The organism is Dulcicalothrix desertica PCC 7102 (genome assembly GCF_003991905.1).
Lineage (GTDB): Bacteria > Cyanobacteriota > Cyanobacteriia > Cyanobacteriales > Nostocaceae > Dulcicalothrix > Dulcicalothrix desertica.
In genome coordinates, this window is sequence record NZ_RSCL01000031.1 from 1 (window position 1) to 18,190 (window position 18,190).

Here is an 18,190-nt window from a genome sequence, read left to right on the forward strand (position 1 = left end):
TATGTTTATTTACTAATGCCAGTACGTATTTATGTAATATTTTATGCGACATTCTGAAGTGCGGAATATGGGATATAACGATACTGTTTCGTACACGTAGTCATGAAGCTGCAAAAAACTGGCTTGATGCGACTTTTGGTGTGCAGCGTCAAAGCAATTATATAGATAACCGTATTATTTGGTATTTTGTGCAGTTAGTAGGTTGGTTAGTCGCACTCGGCGCCATTGCCCCTATTTTTCATATTAGCTTGAACGAGAAAAGTCCAAAAATACTTAATTGGGCAGGTTTATTGGCGGCGCCGTTTTTTGGCAGCGGTGCGCTAATGCTGTTTAATAACTTTGGTAATATCGACGGTTTGGGTGGAGTGTTGGTTGGTGGAGCAGTAAGTATTTGGTATGGTGTCGCTGGTATAACTTGGCTACTTATTATGGCACGTTTACCAAGACTGAGAATACAGGCATTTTTTGCTGGAATTGCTCTATTTGCCCTGCTGTGGATAGCTTTTGGAGCAATGGCGCAGGTCGTATGGTTACAATGGTTGTTGGCGCCTGTTAGGTTACAATTATTTCCCATTCTCACAATTACTTGTTTTCCTTGGTTTTTAGCATCGGGAATAACGCAGCAACATCTCACGTTTGGAAAACGAGTTTTATGGTGGTTAGGACAAAGCATAGTGTTAATAGGTGGATTTATTTTGGTGCTTTACCTCTTGCCTCAACTTAGTTTTATTGCATTATTACTACCCGTTTTCCCTGTGTTGCTGGCTATATTTTCTTTCACAGCTAGCGTACTGAACGAGGCTTGGAGTTATGCTATTGGTAATGCCTTGTTTTTTGGATGGGCACTAGCTGCTACTTTTCCTTTAGCGAGTTAAAGTATTATGTGCAGGTGTTAATTTATAAAGCTGGATTAACAAAATGATACCAGCAGATGGTCAAAATCTCCCTATTTGTGAAACCCAAGTGACACCAGAATGGTTGACCCCGGAGTCCATTCAGTACGTAGCTGAATGTATCAATGATTGCGAAAATGCCCAAATGCTAGCAGAATTAAGACATATCTTTCCACGGCAAGTTCTAACCGAGGCATCGCGATATGTCAAACCGCACCAACGTCAAAACATACGACTGTGGCTCACAGAACTTAATAAGTAAAAAAACCCGGTTTCTACGCATTCATTGTCGCAGACAAATCCTCGTTTTTATTACAATATGTCAAATAAGAAACCGGGTTTCTAAGAATTTATAAATACGTATAATAAAAGCTGATTTGAAACTTTTGATTAATAAATACCTTCCATAAGTCAGACCCAAAAATCAAGCACTAGATAGAGGCATCAGGCGCCTGTATTTATTTATTCTCAGCAATATACTAACAAGTTTCACATGAACAAGGCTACTATTACTCAACCACTACAAGATTTTGCCCTGGCTCAATGGCAAAGTCATAACATTACTCAAGTTCTCACACGCGCACAAGAAATTGCTGACTTTTGTGCAGCAAACGCAGCTAATGTAGATGTAAATGGCGCCTTTCCGCAACGCGAGTTTGAATTAATAGCGAATAAGGGTTTACTCGCAGCACCGTTGCAGCGAGAATTAGGTGGGTGGGGTGCTGGCTTTGATGCTTCTGTAACTCATGAAACATTAATGTTACTCAAGCATGTTGGACGCGGTAATTTAGCAGTCGGTCGAGTTTACGAAGGACACGTCAACGCACTGCAATTAATTCAAACTTTGGGCAGTAATGAACAAATACAAATGTATGCTTCAGATGCCCGCAATGGTAAAATATTTGGTGTTTGGAATGCTGAAGCCAACGATGGTGTAAAAGTAATTCCCCTTGATAACGGTAAATATAGACTATCCGGCTCTAAAACATTTTGTTCTGGCGCCGGTTTTGTAGAAAGACCATTTGTAAATGGCGCCTTACCAGATGGAACTTGGCAGATGTGTATTGTGCCAATGGAGGAAGTGTCCACTGTGAGTGACCCTAGTTGGTGGCAACCAAATGGAATGCGTGCGACTGCTAGTTATAAAATAGATTTTACTGGAGTTGAATTAGAACAAAGTTCATTAATTGCCAACCCAGGAGATTATTACCGTCAACCTTGGCTATCTGCAGGAGTTGTACGTTTTGCCGCTGTTCAACTAGGTGGCGCCGAAGCGTTGTTTAACCTAACGCGCGAATATCTTCAAAAATTGGACTATACAAACGACCCATACCAAAAAGAACGTGTGGGTAAAATGGCAATGGCTATTGAAAGTGGTAACCTTTGGTTGAAAGGCGCCGCACAGGTAATAGAAAACTATGCTCCAATTTTTGGCGGTTATCCAACACAACCACATCCGAAAGTGGATCAGTTGGTCGCCTACGCCAACATGGTACGAAGTACAATTGAACAAATCTGTATTGATGTAATTCAGATGTGTACACGTTCGGTTGGTACTCGTGGTTTACTACCACCGCATCAAATGGAACGGGTAATAAGAGATTTAACGCTGTACCTGCGTCAACCAGCATTTGATGCAGCAGTTTCCAGTGTTGGACAATACGTATTGAGTGATAATAATCCTGCCCATTCTTTGTGGTATGAATAATCAGGTTCTCGAAATATCCCCCCTGGCGAATCCTTATGTCTTATCTATAAAGACAATAGAGGAAATTGCCGCAAGTCCAGCATTAATTGTTGCACCTCACCCTGACGATGAGACGTTAGGTTGTGGAGGCGCCATTGCTTTATTACGTGCGCTAAATTACGATGTGCGCGTATTAATAGTTAGCGATGGTACATTATCGCATCCTAATTCTAAAAAATATCCGCCGCCAGAACTTAAAGCATTGCGAGAAAGTGAAACACTTGCAGCTTTAAATTTGTTAGGAGTGGAAAAAAAATCTGTAACTTTCTTAGGCTTACAAGACGGTTCAGTATCAAAACAGTATAAAAATATAACTGATACTTGTCGTATGTATTTAGCGGGATTAAAACCGCAAATTATATTTTTACCGTGGCGCCAAGACCCCCATCCAGACCATCGTGCGACTTGGAATTTAATTCATGACGCCACTAATGTACTTAAAAAACCACGTATAATTGAATATCCTATCTGGGACTGGGATCCATCTCAACGGGGATTTATGAGCCAAGTACAGTGCTGGCGCCTGGATATAAGTAAAATGCTGACATTAAAAGAAAAAGCAATAACAGCTTACCGTTCCCAAACCACAAACCTAATAGACGACGACCCCGAAGCATTTATTCTCACACCCGAAATGCTCTCAAACTTCACCCACCCTTGGGAAATGTATATAGAAGTAAGCAGTTAGCTTCTGAAATACATAAGAGTGGAATGGGCATTGTATTGTGGAATGGGCATTGTATTGTGGAATGGGCATCCTTGCCCGTTCCATTCTAAATTCAGGGGGCAGGCAGGGATGCCCGCTCCACAAGAAATAAAAAAATATGAAATTGATAGTATTCGATATTGACGGAACGTTGACCAAAACCAACGATGTAGACACAGAGTGCTTCGTCCAAGCTTTTAAAGATGTATTTGAAATCACCCAAATAAATACAAACTGGAGTACGTATGGACACACTACAGACTCTGGCATCACCTTACAAATATTCCATGAACAATTTGAAAGGGCGCCGTCTCAAGAAGAGTTATCAAAGCTTCAAGATTGTTTTGTTGAATTATTAAACCAACGTTATTCAACAAATCCAGATATGTTTGCAAAAATACCTGCTGCATCTGTAATATTACATAAAATATCTTCATTACCAGATTGGAAAATAGCACTTGCAACAGGAGGATGGCGCCTCAGTGCTTTAATGAAGCTACAAGCAGCAGGTTTAGACGTTACACAATTTCCAATTGCAACTGCTGACGATAGTTACTCGCGCGAAGTAATTGTTACAACAGCAATAAAAGCAGCCCAAAAAGCATATAATCAACAAGAATTCGAGAAAATCGTTTGTGTCGGTGATGGTATTTGGGATGTACTCACAGCTATACAACTACAATTACCTTTTGTAGGCGCCACAGATTTTCTGGATATTGAAGCATTTTTTGAAGCCTTAAATACAGCTACCGTTCCCAAACCGCATAAACCCGAAGAAGTACAAAAGAATTCCCTGCCACCAAGTTATTTTGAAACTCTATATACTACTAACCCTGACCCTTGGCAGTTTGAAACAAGTGAATACGAAGCTAAAAAATATACTAACACTATTAATGCCCTAGCTAAACCGCGTTATCAATCAGCATTAGAAATAGGCGGTTCTATTGGAATATTAACAGAGAAACTGGCGCCTTACTGTGATTCATTACTATCAGTAGAAGTATCAAAAATAGCACAAAAACAAGCACGTACACGCTGTAAAAAACTATCCCAAGTCCGCTTTGAACTTATGCGGATACCAGAACAATTTCCTCAAGAAACCTTTGATTTAGTTTTAATCTCAGAAGTTGGTTACTACTGGTGTCGCAAAGATTTACAGAAATCACAAACCCTTATTTTAAAAAATCTAGCTAAAGGAGGACATTTGCTACTGGTACACTGGACAGAATACGCGCGTGACTATCCTTTGAATGGTAATGAAGTACATGACTCGTTTTTAGAATTGGCGCCAACCCAACTAAAACACCTTAAAAGTCAACGCGAACAACAATATCGACTAGACTTATTTGAACGAGTATAGCGTTTCGTAGTTTCGTAGGTTGGGTGGAGGCTTTGCGGAACCCAACATAAATATTTATTGTTATATTGATATTAATTTTATTTAATTCTTAGAAATTTCCACTTCTGTGTTTGATTATCCCAGGATAATGTGTAGTTTAAAGAAATACGCATAGTGTTACCTGCCTTCATATTATAAGCAACACGAGTATTCACTACAGCATTATTAGAATTGGTTTTTATTACGTCTACCTGCTGCACATCAATTGATTTAACTGTTTTCCACCAATCTGCAAAGGATGCATATCCGTTTGGGTGTACTTTTGTATCTGACTGCAATGCTTTAGGTAATCTATCCCATGCAACTTCATAGTTACCGCTGTTAATATCATTATAGTAATTCACTACTTCAGTTTTTGGAGATGGTAAAGAAGTATTAAGACTTGTTTGATTGTTACCCAACTTGGTTTCTTGCTGTACAGAATTTGGTAGGGGTGATGGTGTTATTGCTGTTTTATTAGTCGTAGTGTTTTGAGTAGCTTGAGTTTGCTCAAGAGGATTTGGTACTGGTAATGATGTTGTTGCTGTTTGATTAGTCGTAGTGCTTTGAGAAGCTTGAGTTTGCTCAACAGAACTTGGTCGGGGTGATCGTATTATTGCTGTTTGATTAGTCGTAGTGCTTTGAGAAGCTTGAGTTTGCTGAGGATAATTTGGTACGGGTGATGATGTTATTGCTGTTTGATTAGTCGTAGTGCTTTGAGAAGCTTGAGTTTGCTCAGTAGTTTTTGGAGTGTTTAATGCTGGTAATTGGGTATTTTGAGAGGGTTGAGGGTTTTTTGTTGAATCTAATTCGCTTGGTGATTGTTGTACTACTGTCTGTGAGGTTTTTGTTAGCATCATGCTGGCAATAACAGAAGTACTAATTAAGGCGCCTGCACTCAAGATACCTATAATAATAGGATTTATTCCCTTTGATTTATTGACAGAAGCATAAATAGGATTCGGTTGAACTACGGCTGTTTTTACTACTGTTTGCTCAGGTAAGTGTACGTAACCATTCTGTAATGCATCAAGCATTTCTTTTGCAGTAGCAAAGCGCTCCCGTGGATGATAATATATTGCTTTATCAACTACAAATTTAAGTGTAGGGCTAACATTCAAAGCATGGTGATGCCAAATAATTTCGCCTGTGCGAGAATCTGTTTCTAATTCTTCTGGGTATTTACCAGTTAGTAAATAAATTGCAGTAATACCTAAACTATATAAGTCACTAGAAAAAACTGGTCTACCCATTGCCTGTTCACTTGGCATATATCCAGGAGTACCAATCACTATTGTACTTGTTGGATTACCTTGAGAGTTAACTGCTGTTCCCATAACTTCCCTTACCGCACCAAAATCAATCAGCACTGGTAAACCATCTTGATAGCGCAAAATAATATTATCAGGTTTAATATCTCGGTGAATAATTCGCCTGGAATGAATATAATCAAGTAATTGCAATAAGCTTAATAATATTTCTCGAACAATACTTTCACTTATAGTTCCTTGTTTTGATACTTTAGTCGCTAGAGTGTCGCCATCAATATATTCTTGAACTAAATAAAATAAGCCATTCGATTCAAAGTAAGCATATAAATTCGGAATTTGATTGTGCTTACCACCTAGCTCCTCTAATATTGCTGCTTCACGTTGAAAGCGCTCTTGAACTAGCTGATAAATTTGAGGATTATTTTGAATTAGTTTTAATTGTTTAATTACGCAAGAGCGATTTGAAGGCATTTGAATATCTTCGGCTAAGAAAGTTTCACCAAATCCCCCAGTTGCTAATGTTTTTTTTATTTGATAGCGATTGTTAAGTAGCATCTTTATAAATTTTTTATTTGTAATACTCGTATAGTTACATTTAGTTACTGTAGCTTGACGAAAACAATTAACCATAACAGTCGTGACAATATATTTAGCAATAATTTTAATTAGATAATTGTCACTAAAACTTTTAATCGCGCTGTCACTTATATAATTGCCGTATACCACCCATTATTAATACGCAAATCATTGACTACTGCCTTATTCTCAAATCTTAGCATAAATTTAACCTAAGTATCTGTCAAGATAAATTAGTAATTAAATTTACAATTAATCTACGTAAATATTTATTCTACATTTAACCAGTTATTATATCAAGTCAGGATGATTAGTTATAATACAATTAGTTCACGTAGGTTGGGTAAAAACTTATAGTAGTGAAACCTAACCTACATAAATTATAAGTATTTAGCGCGCACATCATTATTACTTGTCATAAGCGTCTTTGTCATATTCCACGGCGCCTAAAACTTTAAGATGCTACCATCCGGGAAAACTGCGCCCTTCGTACCTCAGCATGACATAAGTTCAAATTTTACTTGTTTGCAGTATAATAACTATTCAAATACTACAGTTCTATCACCATAAACCAGCACTCTATTTTGTAAATGCACCCGCACTGCTCTAGCTAAAACCATTCTTTCTAAATCTTTACCCTTACGAATTAAATCAGCTACATCATCACGGTGACTTATTCGCACTACTTCTTGCTCGATAATGGGTCCTTGGTCTAAATCTGCTGTAACATAGTGAGCAGTGGCGCCTATAATTTTAACTCCCCGTTGATACGCACGCTCATAAGGATTGGCGCCAACAAAGGCAGGTAAAAATGAATGATGGATATTAATAACCTGTGGAAATTTACTAACAAAGTCGAAGCTCAGAATCCTCATATACTTTGCCAAAACCACTAAGTCAATATTATATTGTCGTAGAAGTTCTAACTGTTTAGCTTCCTGTTCGAGTTTATTTTCGTTATTTATTGGAACATAATGATAATCAATACCAAACTGGTTTGCAATAATTTGTAAATCAGGATGATTGCTGATAATTAAAGGAATTTCTGCCGCTAACTCGGACGCGCGCTGGCGCCAAATTAAATCTAACAAACAATGGTCTTGACGACTTACCCAAATTGCAATTCGTGGTACAGTGTCAGAAAAATGAAGCTCCCATTTGGCATCTAAAGGTTGAGCAATCGCGTTGAAAGCTGGACTAATTAGTTCGCGGGGTAAGTGAAAACCCTCTAGCTGCCATTCAATTCGTGTCAAAAATAACCCGACGGCAAAATCTGTATGCTGGTCGGCGTGAACAATGTTACCACCGTTGGCATAAATAAAATTAGCGAATTTTGCTACCAACCCTCGTTGGTCAGGACAAGAAATGAGCAGAGTTGCAGTCGCGGTCATACAATTTTAAACTACATACGTTGTAGAGACGCGATGAAATAGCGTCTCTACGAGGATATATTTTTACATTATGTTGAAAAGGCGCCTTCCATTGCAATAGAAGTATGCCTTCATGCGTTTGTGCTTTGATTGCATTCCAAATTAGTGCATATGAACTATAAGCGCAGAAGTATTAAATCACAGGGATTTGCTTAACAAAATAATAACTCTTAAGTAAGATTATTTTGATTTATCTTTTAATTATTATAGGTTATTAAATTAGTGTAAACAAATACAAATATGTTTATTGTAATAATCCGTTCAGGAATTGTCAAAAGTTCCCAAATGTAGATGTTCCGTTATTGAGTGTTCTACATTTGGGAATTTTACGTTGAGTTATGCTGATTGCTATACAACCATTTTAAAAGCTAAAAAAGTTGATTTATATTGTCAACTTTCTTTTTTTGCTTAGAGTCAAATGATTCCTTTATATAAGACTTTGTGCTGTTTAATATGTCTAATAACCAAGGTGACGACTTTTTAACAGAAGTAACTTCTCTTCCCATTCACGAAATATCGCAAGATGTAGTAGTGATGGAAAAGGTACTTCCTGTAACTTCAAAACTACCTTTGAAAATTACTAAGCCGGAAATTCGGACAAGTCTTAAAGCGTTAACTGTCGAAAGCATCTTTGCTACTGTTTTTTACAGTATTATTGGTGGTGCCTTGCTGACTAATTTCTTGTTAGAGCAAGGTGCTGATTGTGTGCAAATTGGTCTGCTTGCTTCTATTCCTCAACTGGTGAATCTAGCCCAACCGTTGGGAGCATACTTGTTAGAGCGATTTACTAGCTTCCGCTGGTATACTTTAATCATTTTTGCTTCGTCGCGATTAATGTGGCTGATTCTTTTACCACTGATTTGGTTAGTTACTTCGTCTCGAATTACAGGTTGTCAAGTAGTGCAGTTGACGTTGGGAGTTGTCTGGATAACTAACATCATTGAAGCTTTTGGTCGCGCTCCCTGGTCAGGCTGGACAGCTATATTAGTACCACGACAGTTACGGGGACGGTACTTTGGTTTTCGCAATAGTCTTTTAAGCGGTTCAGGTCTTCTAAGTGTGCCATTGTTAGGTTTTACTGTGTCAGCTTGGCCTGGTGGAACAGCTCAAGGTTTCGGCGCCGTACTGACATTAGGAATTGTGCTTGGGGTTATCAGTCTGGCGAGTCAGTTCTGGATGAAAGATGTTAACCCACAGTTATTAAAAGCCAAACATGACAATACTTCATCGCAACCGAAGAAAATAGATACTACCGTTTTGAAAGATGGCAATTTTATGAAGTTTGCCTTCTACCTGGCTATATGGTGTTTTGCTGTTAATGTCAGCGCTCCCTTCTTTAACCTCTATATGCTTGATAACTTACATATAGATATTAGTGTAGTCACAATTTATAACGGTTTAGCAGGGGCAGCTAACATGCTGATGCTGCCACTTTGGGGCAAACTAGCCGACCGCACTGGGAACCGTCCGCTGCTATTATTGGTAGGAGTTTTGGTGGCAGTGATACCTGTGTTATGGCTCTTTACTGGAAAGCATGAAATGACTATGTGGGTATTGTTTCCTTTGTTGCATGTGCTTCACGGTGCAACGTGGGCAGCGATTGATTTATGTACTAACAATATCATCATGGGATTGGCGCCCTTACAACATCAATCGTCTTATTTTGGGCTTTCGGGCGCCGTTGCTGGTCTGACTGGAGCAGCGGGAATTACTGCGGGCAGCTTTTTTGCAACAGGACTTGGTGCTGGTGGTTTGTTAGTGCTATTCGCTATCTCCAGTGTTTTACGACTAGTTGCACTACTGCCCTTAATGTTTGTTGATGAACAGCGTTCTTTAGCTTTAGGTCAGTTTATAAAAGTTTTGTTTCCTGAGTGGAAAAAAGCAGAACCATTAGCGGCAAATGATTAACTGATAGTATGCAACGGATGCAACGGATGTAACGGATAAGTTATTGCTGTATCCGGGCTTGAAGTATCTGACGTGCTATCTCAAACAAAATCTACTTATTTAAGATCAACCATCCGTTACATCCGTTCATTATCCGTTGCCAAGTTAACCCCAAAGTCTTCTGCCTGCTTTGCCTTTGAGTTGTTCGTGAGTGTCGTATAGCAGGGTGGGAATATCTAAATTCTCTGGACACTTGGGTAAACATTCTCCACATTCTGTAAACTTGTTTGCTTTCATTCCTGGAAACCAGTGTCCAGCATTTTCAAACATGCCGTAGCGATATTGTCCATAATCGGTCATATCATACGCTACGGCTAAGTTTCTTAATCGCAATACTTCAGGAATATTAATGTTCTCAGGACATGGTAAACAAGCATAGCATTGACTACATTTGTCGGCGCCTAAGCTCAAGGAAAGTTGATTTTCCAAACGCTGCAAAGCTTCAATTTCATCTTGTGTAAGTTTATCTACGCTATCAGCAATACGCAACGGTTCGATTAACTCTTCTGGGGTTGCAGGTCCAACACTTAATGTCGTAATTCTCGAATTGCTAAGTAAAAAGCGGTAGTTTAATTCTAATGGTGTAAAAGGATGACAAATCTCTTGGAGCTTGGAAGGCGCCGTATATAATTTTCCACCTTTGTCAGCAGGTGAGATAATAAAAATACCCATATCTTTCTCTAGCGCGCGCTCAATAGCTGCTGCGTGACGTTGAAAAAAATAGTAATAATGTATATTGACAAATTCAAATAAATCTGTATTTATAGCGGCAAGAATTAGTTCGAGCGAACCGTGGGTAGAAAAGCCAACATGTCGAACTCGACCATCTATAACAGCTTCTTGTACCGCGTGCATACAACCGTCTTCAGCTTTTACCCAGTCAAGGTGTTCCCAAGTATTTAAACCATGAATGCCTAAACAGTCTAAATAATCAAGATTTAGCCGTTCTAAAGATTCGTTAATGTACCGACGCATCGAAGTCGCATCTGGTGTGGGTGGGATTTTGGTGGTGATATAAACTTGGTCGCGAGATACTGACCCAGAAGCAATAGCACCACCGAGATGCTCCTCACTACTACCGTAACCCCTGGCTGTTTCAATATGATTTATTCCCAACTCCACCGCTAGTGAGATAGTCTGCTGCGCGACTTCCTTTGAACCCAAGTAGCGCATAGTCCCTAAAGAAAAAACAGACAAACTAAGATTAGTTTTCCCAAAGCGTCGGTATTGCATGTTAAAAAGTTATGAGTTAAGAGTTAGGAGTTAGGAGTTAGGAATTAACAATTATAACTTTTCTTCTTACTCAACACCCAGCACAGACGCGATAAATCGCATCTCTACACTCAGCACTCAGCACTCAGCACTTTTAACTATTACTTCCAAAACGTTTAATTAAATCTTCGGGTCGGAGGTTAGAGACGAAATCGCGGAAAGCTTGCTGTTCAGCTTCGTCGGCATCTCGGTCTACGGGTATTGATGCATCAGCGACTACTTCCTCCATCACCCAAATAGGCGCATTTGTACGGAGAGCCACAGCAATTGCATCGCTTGGACGCGCGTCGATTTCTTTACGGGTTTCCCCTTGTTGCAAGATTAAAGACGCATAAAAAGTGTCTTTTTGCAGCGAGTGAATAATAACCTTTTCTAGCGTCATATTCAATGCTTCAATAATACTGACTATTAAATCGTGCGTTAAGGGTCGAGGAGGTTTCTGGTTCTCCAACGGCGCCATAATTGCTCGCGCTTGTTCCTGACCAATGTAAATGGGCAAAGCACGACGGTCTGTACTATCCTTGAGGAGTACTATTGGGCTGCGGGTGATGGCATCTAATGCTATACCAGCGACTTTCATTTCAATCATCTGTCAAGCCTCTACAATCCTTTGAGCGCTTCGTGAAGTATGTAACAAATCATACCCATTTCTAGGAATGATGAAGGTGAACGTAAACATAAGCTTTTACTCGCTATAATTGCTTCTATTAAACTCCCTATTTGATGTAAATACCAGAGTAAGTCTAGTTAGTTTAGTTTGACAATAATCTACTTACCCAAGTATGCCTTGAATTCCTTGTTCATGTATTGATAACCGTATACAAAATCGCGTTAGAAATTATACTTAAACAATTGAGCGCAACGCGATATTTACTAGTTTATAGCAGCTAGAATTCATAGTAAATCAAGTAAGAATCAAGAAAAGCCGTGTTTACAGGATTAATTCAAGCGTTAGGAACGATTAAGCCCCTAGGGGGGGATTTTTGGAAGGTATCATTTATCAGCCATTCGTTAGATGTTATTTTACAAGATTTAGCGTATGGCGATAGTGTAGCAGTTGATGGGGTCTGTTTAACAGTCGAGAAAATATCAAATGATGGATTTGTGGCAACTGCTTCACCTGAGACGCTAAAAAGAACAACTTTAGGTACTATGTCAACGCAAAACCGATACGTTAACCTTGAAGCTTCCCTAAAAGTTGGTAGTAAAATTGGTGGTCACTTTGTCATGGGACATGTTGATGGTGTTGGGGAGTTATTAGAGTCCCGGCAAACAGCTACTTCCTGGGAAATGACTTTTCAGGCGCCGAGTTCCATAGCTAGGTATATAGTGCCTAAAGGAAGTATTGCCATAAACGGTATTAGCTTAACTGTTGCTGAGTATGACAGTGAGACAATGCTGTTTAAAGTTGCTGTTATTCCAATAACCTACAAAGAAACCAATTTAAGCCAATTGGTGCCTGGTAGTTCAGTAAATCTCGAAGGTGATATTCTGGGCAAATACGTCGAAAAATTCTTGATTTCAGGCAGAAACACTCACAATTTAACCGAAAACGCCGACGATTATAACATTACGTCAGCGTTTTTAGCAGAAAACGGATATATGTAACAAATGTAGAGACGCGATTAATCGCGTCTCTACGACTACACTTTTTACTGTTGCTGCTGATTTTGAGGTACTTGTGCGGTACGTATGGACTGCATTAATTGCGTAAGAGCGTATTGTAAGTGTATACCTGGGTCTGTCGCTACCCAACCTTCGGGTGTAAGCTGACGAATTTCAAAGTGTAGGTGAGGACCCGTTGAAGCTCCTGTACTGCCAACTAAACCAATGACTGTACCTTGCTGTACCCATTGACCTGGTTGCACAAAGAGTTGCGACATGTGAGCGTAAAGTGTTTGTACGGCGCCGTTATGGTTCAGAACAGCAGTCAAACCGTAACCACCAACAAAGTCAGCGACTTCAACTTGACCTGTAAAAGCGGCAATTACTGGTGTACCCGTTGCAGCACCTAAGTCAGTACCAGAGTGGAATCTACTCTCGCCTGTAATTGGATGATTCCGCCAACCAAATATCGAGGTAATGGATGCTGGTATTGACAGAGGGAATATTAAGCCGTTGGGGTTGTAAGCAATTGTGGAACCCGAATAAGGTACACGAGGCAAAGTTGATTCTAAGGGAATGTTATATGCGACTCTACTTTCACGCGGCACCACGTTTACTGCGTTAACAGGTGGTGGTAGTGCTGCTCCATCTTGTGTAGGGGCGCCACCTAATGGCATAGGTGATGGAGCAAAATTATTTGGGGAAGGAATAAATCGATTTGGATGGTAAGCACTTTTGTTTGATGAAATTGCAGCGCTTGCTACAGATAATGGAGCGCGGGGTACACTGCGAGTTACATGAACAGTATTTACATTACTTACATTTTGATTCGTCGATGCAATTCGAGTTCGCCAACTAGCTTGCCCACTAGCTTGATATCTAGTTGTTAAGTTTGTTGTACTAGTAATAGTAGGGCGCCTTACGTTTACTGTGCTTGCAATGCTAACGTTTTGACTTTTTCTTATCCAGCTTGGCTTGCTGGCAGTTTGGGCATTATTATCGTTATCAACTTTAGAACCAGTTATACCTCTTCTTAACGAAGCAGCGATAGGTGTCTTGAGACAATCAGCACGCACTCCACCGGCTGCTAAAATGGCACGGCAACCACTGGAACGCTCGGTTAAAACTACTGTGTCTGGAGATTCGTATTTGGCTGTATTCCCTGTACTGTAGTCTGTAGGGTCAATATAAGCGTTGTTGTAATCTTTAACAGGTTTATCTGTATCAGCAGTATTAACTGGTTTGTTATTTCGCGATATCTCAGGTAACTTATTTGGCACTTGAGTATTTTGTTCGCGCTTCGATTCTCTGGGTTGCGATGTCGCTTCAATACTTCTACGAATACGTACTTCAGGCGCCTGATTGCGTGGAGACTCAGCAATTTTGGGTCTTAAGTTTCTAATTGGGGGAATTTGTTGTGCTGACTCGTTTTGGTTTGTTTTCCGGGCTTGGCGTAAACGTTGTATAGTTTCTGATGCTTGTTGTGAAGTACGTACTCTGGAACTATTGGAATTTTGTGCCTGTACTTTTCTTCTTAATCTGTCACGAAGCCTTGCACGACGAGAAGAAAAATCATTTTCATTTGATGGTTGTTTAGACGAAGTACTGCTACGTTCTATTGTGACTTTTGGCGCCGATTCTCTAGAGGATTGCGTATTTTCCGTAGTCGGCACAATATTATCAATTGCCGATTCGGTCTGAGCAAGCACCAACCCACTGCTCATTAGACTAATACTACTTAGCCAACAAAGGCTCTGGGCACCTAGAGAGCGATGCCATAAAATTTTTGAGTTACGGGCGTTTTTGCGCTGCGTCATGTGTCCTACTGGTATATTTCGAGTGATTACTTTTAACTGGTACTTCCGGAAATTTAATTAAAATTTATTCTTATTTGATTCAAATTTAATTCACAGCTTTTGTGAATTGCGATAACCCAAACTGATTGTACCTGGAGGCAAGAATAAATCTGGTGTATCTACTGATTTTGAATCAAAATTTAAGGTGCGAACATGGAGACATCCTGTAGATGTTACCCCAATTACAGTGCCTGAAACATTTTTCAAGTACACTCTTTCTCCAATATTTGTCAATAAACTTGTGTATTTCGGCAAGAGTACATCTACTCCATGTTGGCTAAGACATTCAATACCGGATTCTATACCAAGCAAAACCTTTTCGGCGAGTATTTCAATACTATAAATTGTTTGGGGTAATGCTTTAGTGGCGCCAACAAGCCAAGATTCCATATTAATTCCAGTTGTAGGAACTGGGTTTGAGTAGTTAATACCAACACCTATCACAGCTTGAGTGATTTTGCCATGACTAATTTTTGTTTCCGTTAGAATACCTCCCAACTTCAACTTATTTAAAAGTAAATCGTTGGGCCATTTAATCTCCACAGGAATATTCCAGTTTCGCAGTTGTTGAGTAATTCCCCAAGCAGTAGCAAAAGTTAACAGGTAACTATCACGCGCTTCAATATTTGGTGCTATTGCTACAGAAAGATACAAACCACCTTGAGATGAAACCCACTGTCGTCCCCACTGTCCGCGTCCTGCTGTTTGTTGTGTCGCAATTACTACCGTTCCAGCAGGCATACCTTCTTGCATTAATTGCCATAAAACTTGATTCGTTGAAGTGACACTATCATATATATGTAGCGAAAATGACAAAAAATGACTTAAGCGCGCGTCTAAAGCTGCTTCTATGCTTCGTTTATCAACCACAGCACGTTATACAATCAGGACGCTTGCTAAATTAGCATAGAATTTCATCATTAAAGACCCAAACAGTTCCATTTTATAAAGTGGGCGCCTAAATTAGTAGTCTGTGTCATAAAATTTGGTGTGTTGGTTTGCAACGGATGTAACGGATGTAACGGATGATTTATTTGCTACAAACTTGCGTCCAGTTATTTAAAATTACTTATCCGTTACATCCTAGAATCATCCGTTGCCAATTTTCTTACTCCCCAAAACTTTTGACATGAAGTACTAGTCTTTCATCAGCAGTGCAAAATTAAAGAACTTACCATTGGGAGAGTGTAAAATTTCCGACTATCAAGATAAACTGAGTTGGCGTAATTTTACTTGATTTTTGGGGTAAGTTAACGATGCATGAATGGCAGTGGCGTACTTGGCAAGAATTGCCTTATTTAACTTGTAGTTTACTAGAAGGCTTTCCACATGGTTTTTTTACTCAACAGTTTGTAGGAAGACCACCGTTAGAATTAACACATGTACTACACAGTGAAGCATCGGGATATCGACTTAAGCAAGTGCATGGCAATGTCGTCTTAACACCACAGGAAATTACTAGTAAGTTAGCAACAGGTGGCGATGATGTTGGAACAGATGAAAATTCAGCACTTGTAGATGGCGATGGTATAGCAAGTGACAACTCTTCTCAAGCAGTATGGGTAGCCAGTGCAGACTGTACACCAGCATTAATAGCGGATATAAAAACAGGCGCCGTTGCAGCAGTACACGCAGGATGGCGAGGAACATCGAAAAAAATTATACCAATTGCAATCGGGCGCCTAGTTTCGCAAGGTAGCTTCTTAGAAGACTTACGCATCGCACTTGGCCCAGCAATAGCAGGTGAAGTCTACCAAGTTTCAACGCAAACTGCTGCTGAAGTAGGCGCCACAATATCATCAGAAAATGAAGATAAAATTGTAGAAGCGTTACTAGAACAACCAAACTCACCAATACTAAACGACCCAGAACCAGGTAAAGTGCGTTTAGATGTGCGAAGAGTAAACGTACTACAAATGGAAAATATGGGAATAGACGCAGAACAAATAGCTATCGCACCCTACTGCACTTTTCAAACTCCCCAATACTTTTTCTCTTACCGTCGCGAAAAAGAAAAGAAAATCCAATGGTCGGGGATAGTTAGTAAATAGTTATGAGTGCTGAGTACTGAGTGCTGAGTAAATAAATTTTACTTCTTACTCAGCACTTTCTACTCAGCACTTTTTGTGAGCCAATTTCCTATTTCTTGCACTAACCATTTGCTTTCATAGTCACTTAAGTTAGTATGGTTATTAAAATTTAGTACTTTTATGCCAGAAACCATTAATAATAGTTCAAATTTAAATTGTTCATAATTTAAATTTGATATTATCTTGACTTCAGATTTTGTACTTGTGTTAACAAAATATTTACGGTGCCGTTTAAACCAAAGTATTTTATGAATTATAGTAACATCTTGTGCTGTTATTAATACATGTGTTTCCTTAAATAAAGCCACTAGAATTAAACGAACGAGTATTGCAAAGGTGAATAGTTGAAAAATTAAATATAATGAACCCCATACTGAAATACTCCTTTGTGTCATTAACAATTCAAATAAATTGAAAATATTAACTTCCTGAGAATGAATTCCGACACTAAAAGGTGTGAGTATAGAAATAAACGAAATTAAACCAACACTAAAGCCTTTTGGTTTTATAATAATTTCTACATTTTCATCTGTTTTCTTCAAGGCAATTTGTGTATTATATGGTTTATCTAATAATTGCTGTGTAATAATGGCTTGCATTCTTGGTGGTGGATTATTGATAACTTCGAGAGCTAGATGTGCTGATGAAAATCTTTTATTTAAACTTGGTTCTGTCAACCATTCTAACCAGTCAGCAAATTCTGGATTTATATCAGCAAATTTACGAAATTGAATTTGCAAGTCTTGTTGAGGTAGTTCGGTTGGATGCATTCCAGTTACTAAATATATCATAGTGGCGCCTAAACTATATAAATCTGAAGCTGGTTTGGTTCTACCACCAAACTGTTCAGGTGGCATATATCCATAAGTACCTACTACAGTAATTGTGCCACCTTCTTGTGCGGCGATATTTTGCACTGAGCCAAAATCAACTAAATAAACTTGACCAACACTGTTACCTGAACGGTTTGTAAGTAAAATATTACTAGGCTTAATATCACGGTGAATTATAGGCGGTTCTTGGTCATGGAGATAAGTTAAAATTTCTAATATTGTGCGTGCAAGCTCTTTGACTTCTGTTGTACTAAATCTTCTTCCTGCTTCCACATGTTGTTCTAACGATTTTGCATCAACATAAGTTTGAACTAATCCAAAACCTTTATCATTTAGTGTATCAAACTCAAAATAATCTAAATATTGAGGAATCGCTGGATGATTTAAAGTTTTTAATGTTTCTGCCTCACGTTGGAATAATTTTAATTCTTGCCAATCAAAATCTTTTCCTAGATATAAAACTTTCACAACAACTTGAGAATTAGATTCTAAATCTTGAGCAAGCAATGTGCGTCTACCAGTTTGTCTACCTAACTCATATATGATTTTATATCTATCGTTTAATACTTCGTTATTCATATATTTT

Annotated in this window: 14 protein-coding genes and 1 pseudogene; 8 read left to right on the plus strand and 7 right to left on the minus strand. The window is 39.0% G+C overall.

The window, feature by feature from the left end:
• The 5 genes and pseudogenes from DSM106972_RS54300 to DSM106972_RS42200 form a co-directional block, all read left to right on the plus strand.
• Nucleotides 1–875, plus strand: a pseudogene (locus DSM106972_RS54300) (alpha/beta hydrolase); the annotation flags it as partial.
• A gap of 43 nt (nucleotides 876–918) precedes the next feature.
• Complete coding sequence (locus DSM106972_RS42185) at nucleotides 919–1,155, plus strand: hypothetical protein (RefSeq protein ID WP_127086313.1); 237 nt, start codon at nucleotides 919–921, stop codon at nucleotides 1,153–1,155.
• A gap of 231 nt (nucleotides 1,156–1,386) precedes the next feature.
• Nucleotides 1,387–2,601, plus strand: a complete 1,215-nt coding sequence (locus DSM106972_RS42190; protein WP_127086314.1) for an acyl-CoA dehydrogenase family protein — start codon at nucleotides 1,387–1,389, stop codon at nucleotides 2,599–2,601.
• Complete coding sequence (locus DSM106972_RS42195) at nucleotides 2,594–3,328, plus strand: PIG-L deacetylase family protein (protein WP_127086315.1); 735 nt, start codon at nucleotides 2,594–2,596, stop codon at nucleotides 3,326–3,328. Before DSM106972_RS42190 ends, DSM106972_RS42195 begins: the two co-directional genes overlap by 8 nt.
• A 136-nt stretch (nucleotides 3,329–3,464) precedes the next feature.
• A complete protein-coding gene (locus tag DSM106972_RS42200; RefSeq protein WP_127086316.1) occupies nucleotides 3,465–4,706 on the plus strand; it encodes an SAM-dependent methyltransferase in 1,242 nt (413 codons plus the stop codon).
• A gap of 77 nt (nucleotides 4,707–4,783) precedes the next feature.
• On the opposite strand, the gene DSM106972_RS42205 is transcribed toward DSM106972_RS42200, so the two are convergent.
• Nucleotides 4,784–6,550, minus strand: coding sequence for a serine/threonine-protein kinase (locus DSM106972_RS42205; protein WP_127086317.1), 1,767 nt, complete (start codon nucleotides 6,548–6,550; stop codon nucleotides 4,784–4,786).
• 560 nt (nucleotides 6,551–7,110) lie between these two features.
• Entirely contained in the window at nucleotides 7,111–7,962 is an 852-nt protein-coding gene (purU, locus tag DSM106972_RS42210) for a formyltetrahydrofolate deformylase (protein WP_127086318.1), read from the minus strand.
• 492 nt (nucleotides 7,963–8,454) lie between these two features.
• Here purU and DSM106972_RS42215 point away from each other — a divergent pair, with 492 nt between their 5' ends.
• Nucleotides 8,455–9,909 carry an MFS transporter gene (locus DSM106972_RS42215; protein WP_127086319.1) on the plus strand — a complete coding sequence of 485 codons (1,455 nt, stop codon included), beginning with the start codon at nucleotides 8,455–8,457 and terminating at the stop codon, nucleotides 9,907–9,909.
• Between the two features lie 144 nt (nucleotides 9,910–10,053).
• Here the strand turns inward: DSM106972_RS42215 and DSM106972_RS42220 are convergent, their stop codons facing one another.
• Both DSM106972_RS42220 and DSM106972_RS42225 read right to left on the minus strand, forming a co-directional pair.
• Nucleotides 10,054–11,181: an aldo/keto reductase gene (locus DSM106972_RS42220; RefSeq protein ID WP_127086320.1), complete on the minus strand. Its 1,128-nt coding sequence runs from the start codon at nucleotides 11,179–11,181 to the stop codon at nucleotides 10,054–10,056.
• 133 nt (nucleotides 11,182–11,314) lie between these two features.
• The gene (locus DSM106972_RS42225; RefSeq protein ID WP_019491301.1) at nucleotides 11,315–11,809 is read right to left on the minus strand and encodes a bifunctional nuclease family protein; all 495 of its coding nucleotides are present in this window, start codon (nucleotides 11,807–11,809) and stop codon (nucleotides 11,315–11,317) included.
• Between the two features lie 338 nt (nucleotides 11,810–12,147).
• Here DSM106972_RS42225 and DSM106972_RS42230 point away from each other — a divergent pair, with 338 nt between their 5' ends.
• A complete protein-coding gene (locus DSM106972_RS42230; RefSeq protein WP_127086321.1) occupies nucleotides 12,148–12,828 on the plus strand; it encodes a riboflavin synthase in 681 nt (226 codons plus the stop codon).
• A gap of 44 nt (nucleotides 12,829–12,872) precedes the next feature.
• Here the strand turns inward: DSM106972_RS42230 and DSM106972_RS42235 are convergent, their stop codons facing one another.
• Nucleotides 12,873–14,642, minus strand: coding sequence for a peptidoglycan DD-metalloendopeptidase family protein (locus tag DSM106972_RS42235; protein WP_127086322.1), 1,770 nt, complete (start codon nucleotides 14,640–14,642; stop codon nucleotides 12,873–12,875).
• A gap of 90 nt (nucleotides 14,643–14,732) precedes the next feature.
• Nucleotides 14,733–15,551 (minus strand): biotin--[acetyl-CoA-carboxylase] ligase, encoded by an 819-nt coding sequence (locus DSM106972_RS42240; protein ID WP_127086323.1) that lies wholly within the window; start codon nucleotides 15,549–15,551, stop codon nucleotides 14,733–14,735.
• A 386-nt stretch (nucleotides 15,552–15,937) separates the two neighbouring features.
• On the opposite strand from DSM106972_RS42240, the gene pgeF reads away from it, so the two are divergent.
• Entirely contained in the window at nucleotides 15,938–16,732 is a 795-nt protein-coding gene (gene pgeF / locus DSM106972_RS42245) for a peptidoglycan editing factor PgeF (protein WP_127086324.1), read from the plus strand.
• 59 nt (nucleotides 16,733–16,791) lie between these two features.
• Here the strand turns inward: pgeF and DSM106972_RS42250 are convergent, their stop codons facing one another.
• The gene (locus tag DSM106972_RS42250; protein ID WP_127086325.1) at nucleotides 16,792–18,183 is read right to left on the minus strand and encodes a serine/threonine protein kinase; all 1,392 of its coding nucleotides are present in this window, start codon (nucleotides 18,181–18,183) and stop codon (nucleotides 16,792–16,794) included.
• Nucleotides 18,184–18,190 lie beyond the last annotated feature (7 nt).

Bases quoted from the DNA above. Each gene is read 5' to 3' on its own strand.
- pgeF (WP_127086324.1), top strand. From the start codon at position 15,938: ATGCATGAATGGCAGTGGCGTACTTGGCAAGAATTGCCTTATTTAACT.
- DSM106972_RS42205 (WP_127086317.1), bottom strand. From the start codon at position 6,550: ATGCTACTTAACAATCGCTATCAAATAAAAAAAACATTAGCAACTGGG.
- DSM106972_RS42190 (WP_127086314.1), top strand. From the start codon at position 1,387: ATGAACAAGGCTACTATTACTCAACCACTACAAGATTTTGCCCTGGCT.
- DSM106972_RS42225 (WP_019491301.1), bottom strand. From the start codon at position 11,809: ATGATTGAAATGAAAGTCGCTGGTATAGCATTAGATGCCATCACCCGC.
- purU (WP_127086318.1), bottom strand. From the start codon at position 7,962: ATGACCGCGACTGCAACTCTGCTCATTTCTTGTCCTGACCAACGAGGG.
- DSM106972_RS42235 (WP_127086322.1), bottom strand. From the start codon at position 14,642: ATGACGCAGCGCAAAAACGCCCGTAACTCAAAAATTTTATGGCATCGC.
- DSM106972_RS42220 (WP_127086320.1), bottom strand. From the start codon at position 11,181: ATGCAATACCGACGCTTTGGGAAAACTAATCTTAGTTTGTCTGTTTTT.
- DSM106972_RS42200 (WP_127086316.1), top strand. From the start codon at position 3,465: ATGAAATTGATAGTATTCGATATTGACGGAACGTTGACCAAAACCAAC.
- DSM106972_RS42250 (WP_127086325.1), bottom strand. From the start codon at position 18,183: ATGAATAACGAAGTATTAAACGATAGATATAAAATCATATATGAGTTA.
- DSM106972_RS42215 (WP_127086319.1), top strand. From the start codon at position 8,455: ATGTCTAATAACCAAGGTGACGACTTTTTAACAGAAGTAACTTCTCTT.
- DSM106972_RS42185 (WP_127086313.1), top strand. From the start codon at position 919: ATGATACCAGCAGATGGTCAAAATCTCCCTATTTGTGAAACCCAAGTG.
- DSM106972_RS42195 (WP_127086315.1), top strand. From the start codon at position 2,594: ATGAATAATCAGGTTCTCGAAATATCCCCCCTGGCGAATCCTTATGTC.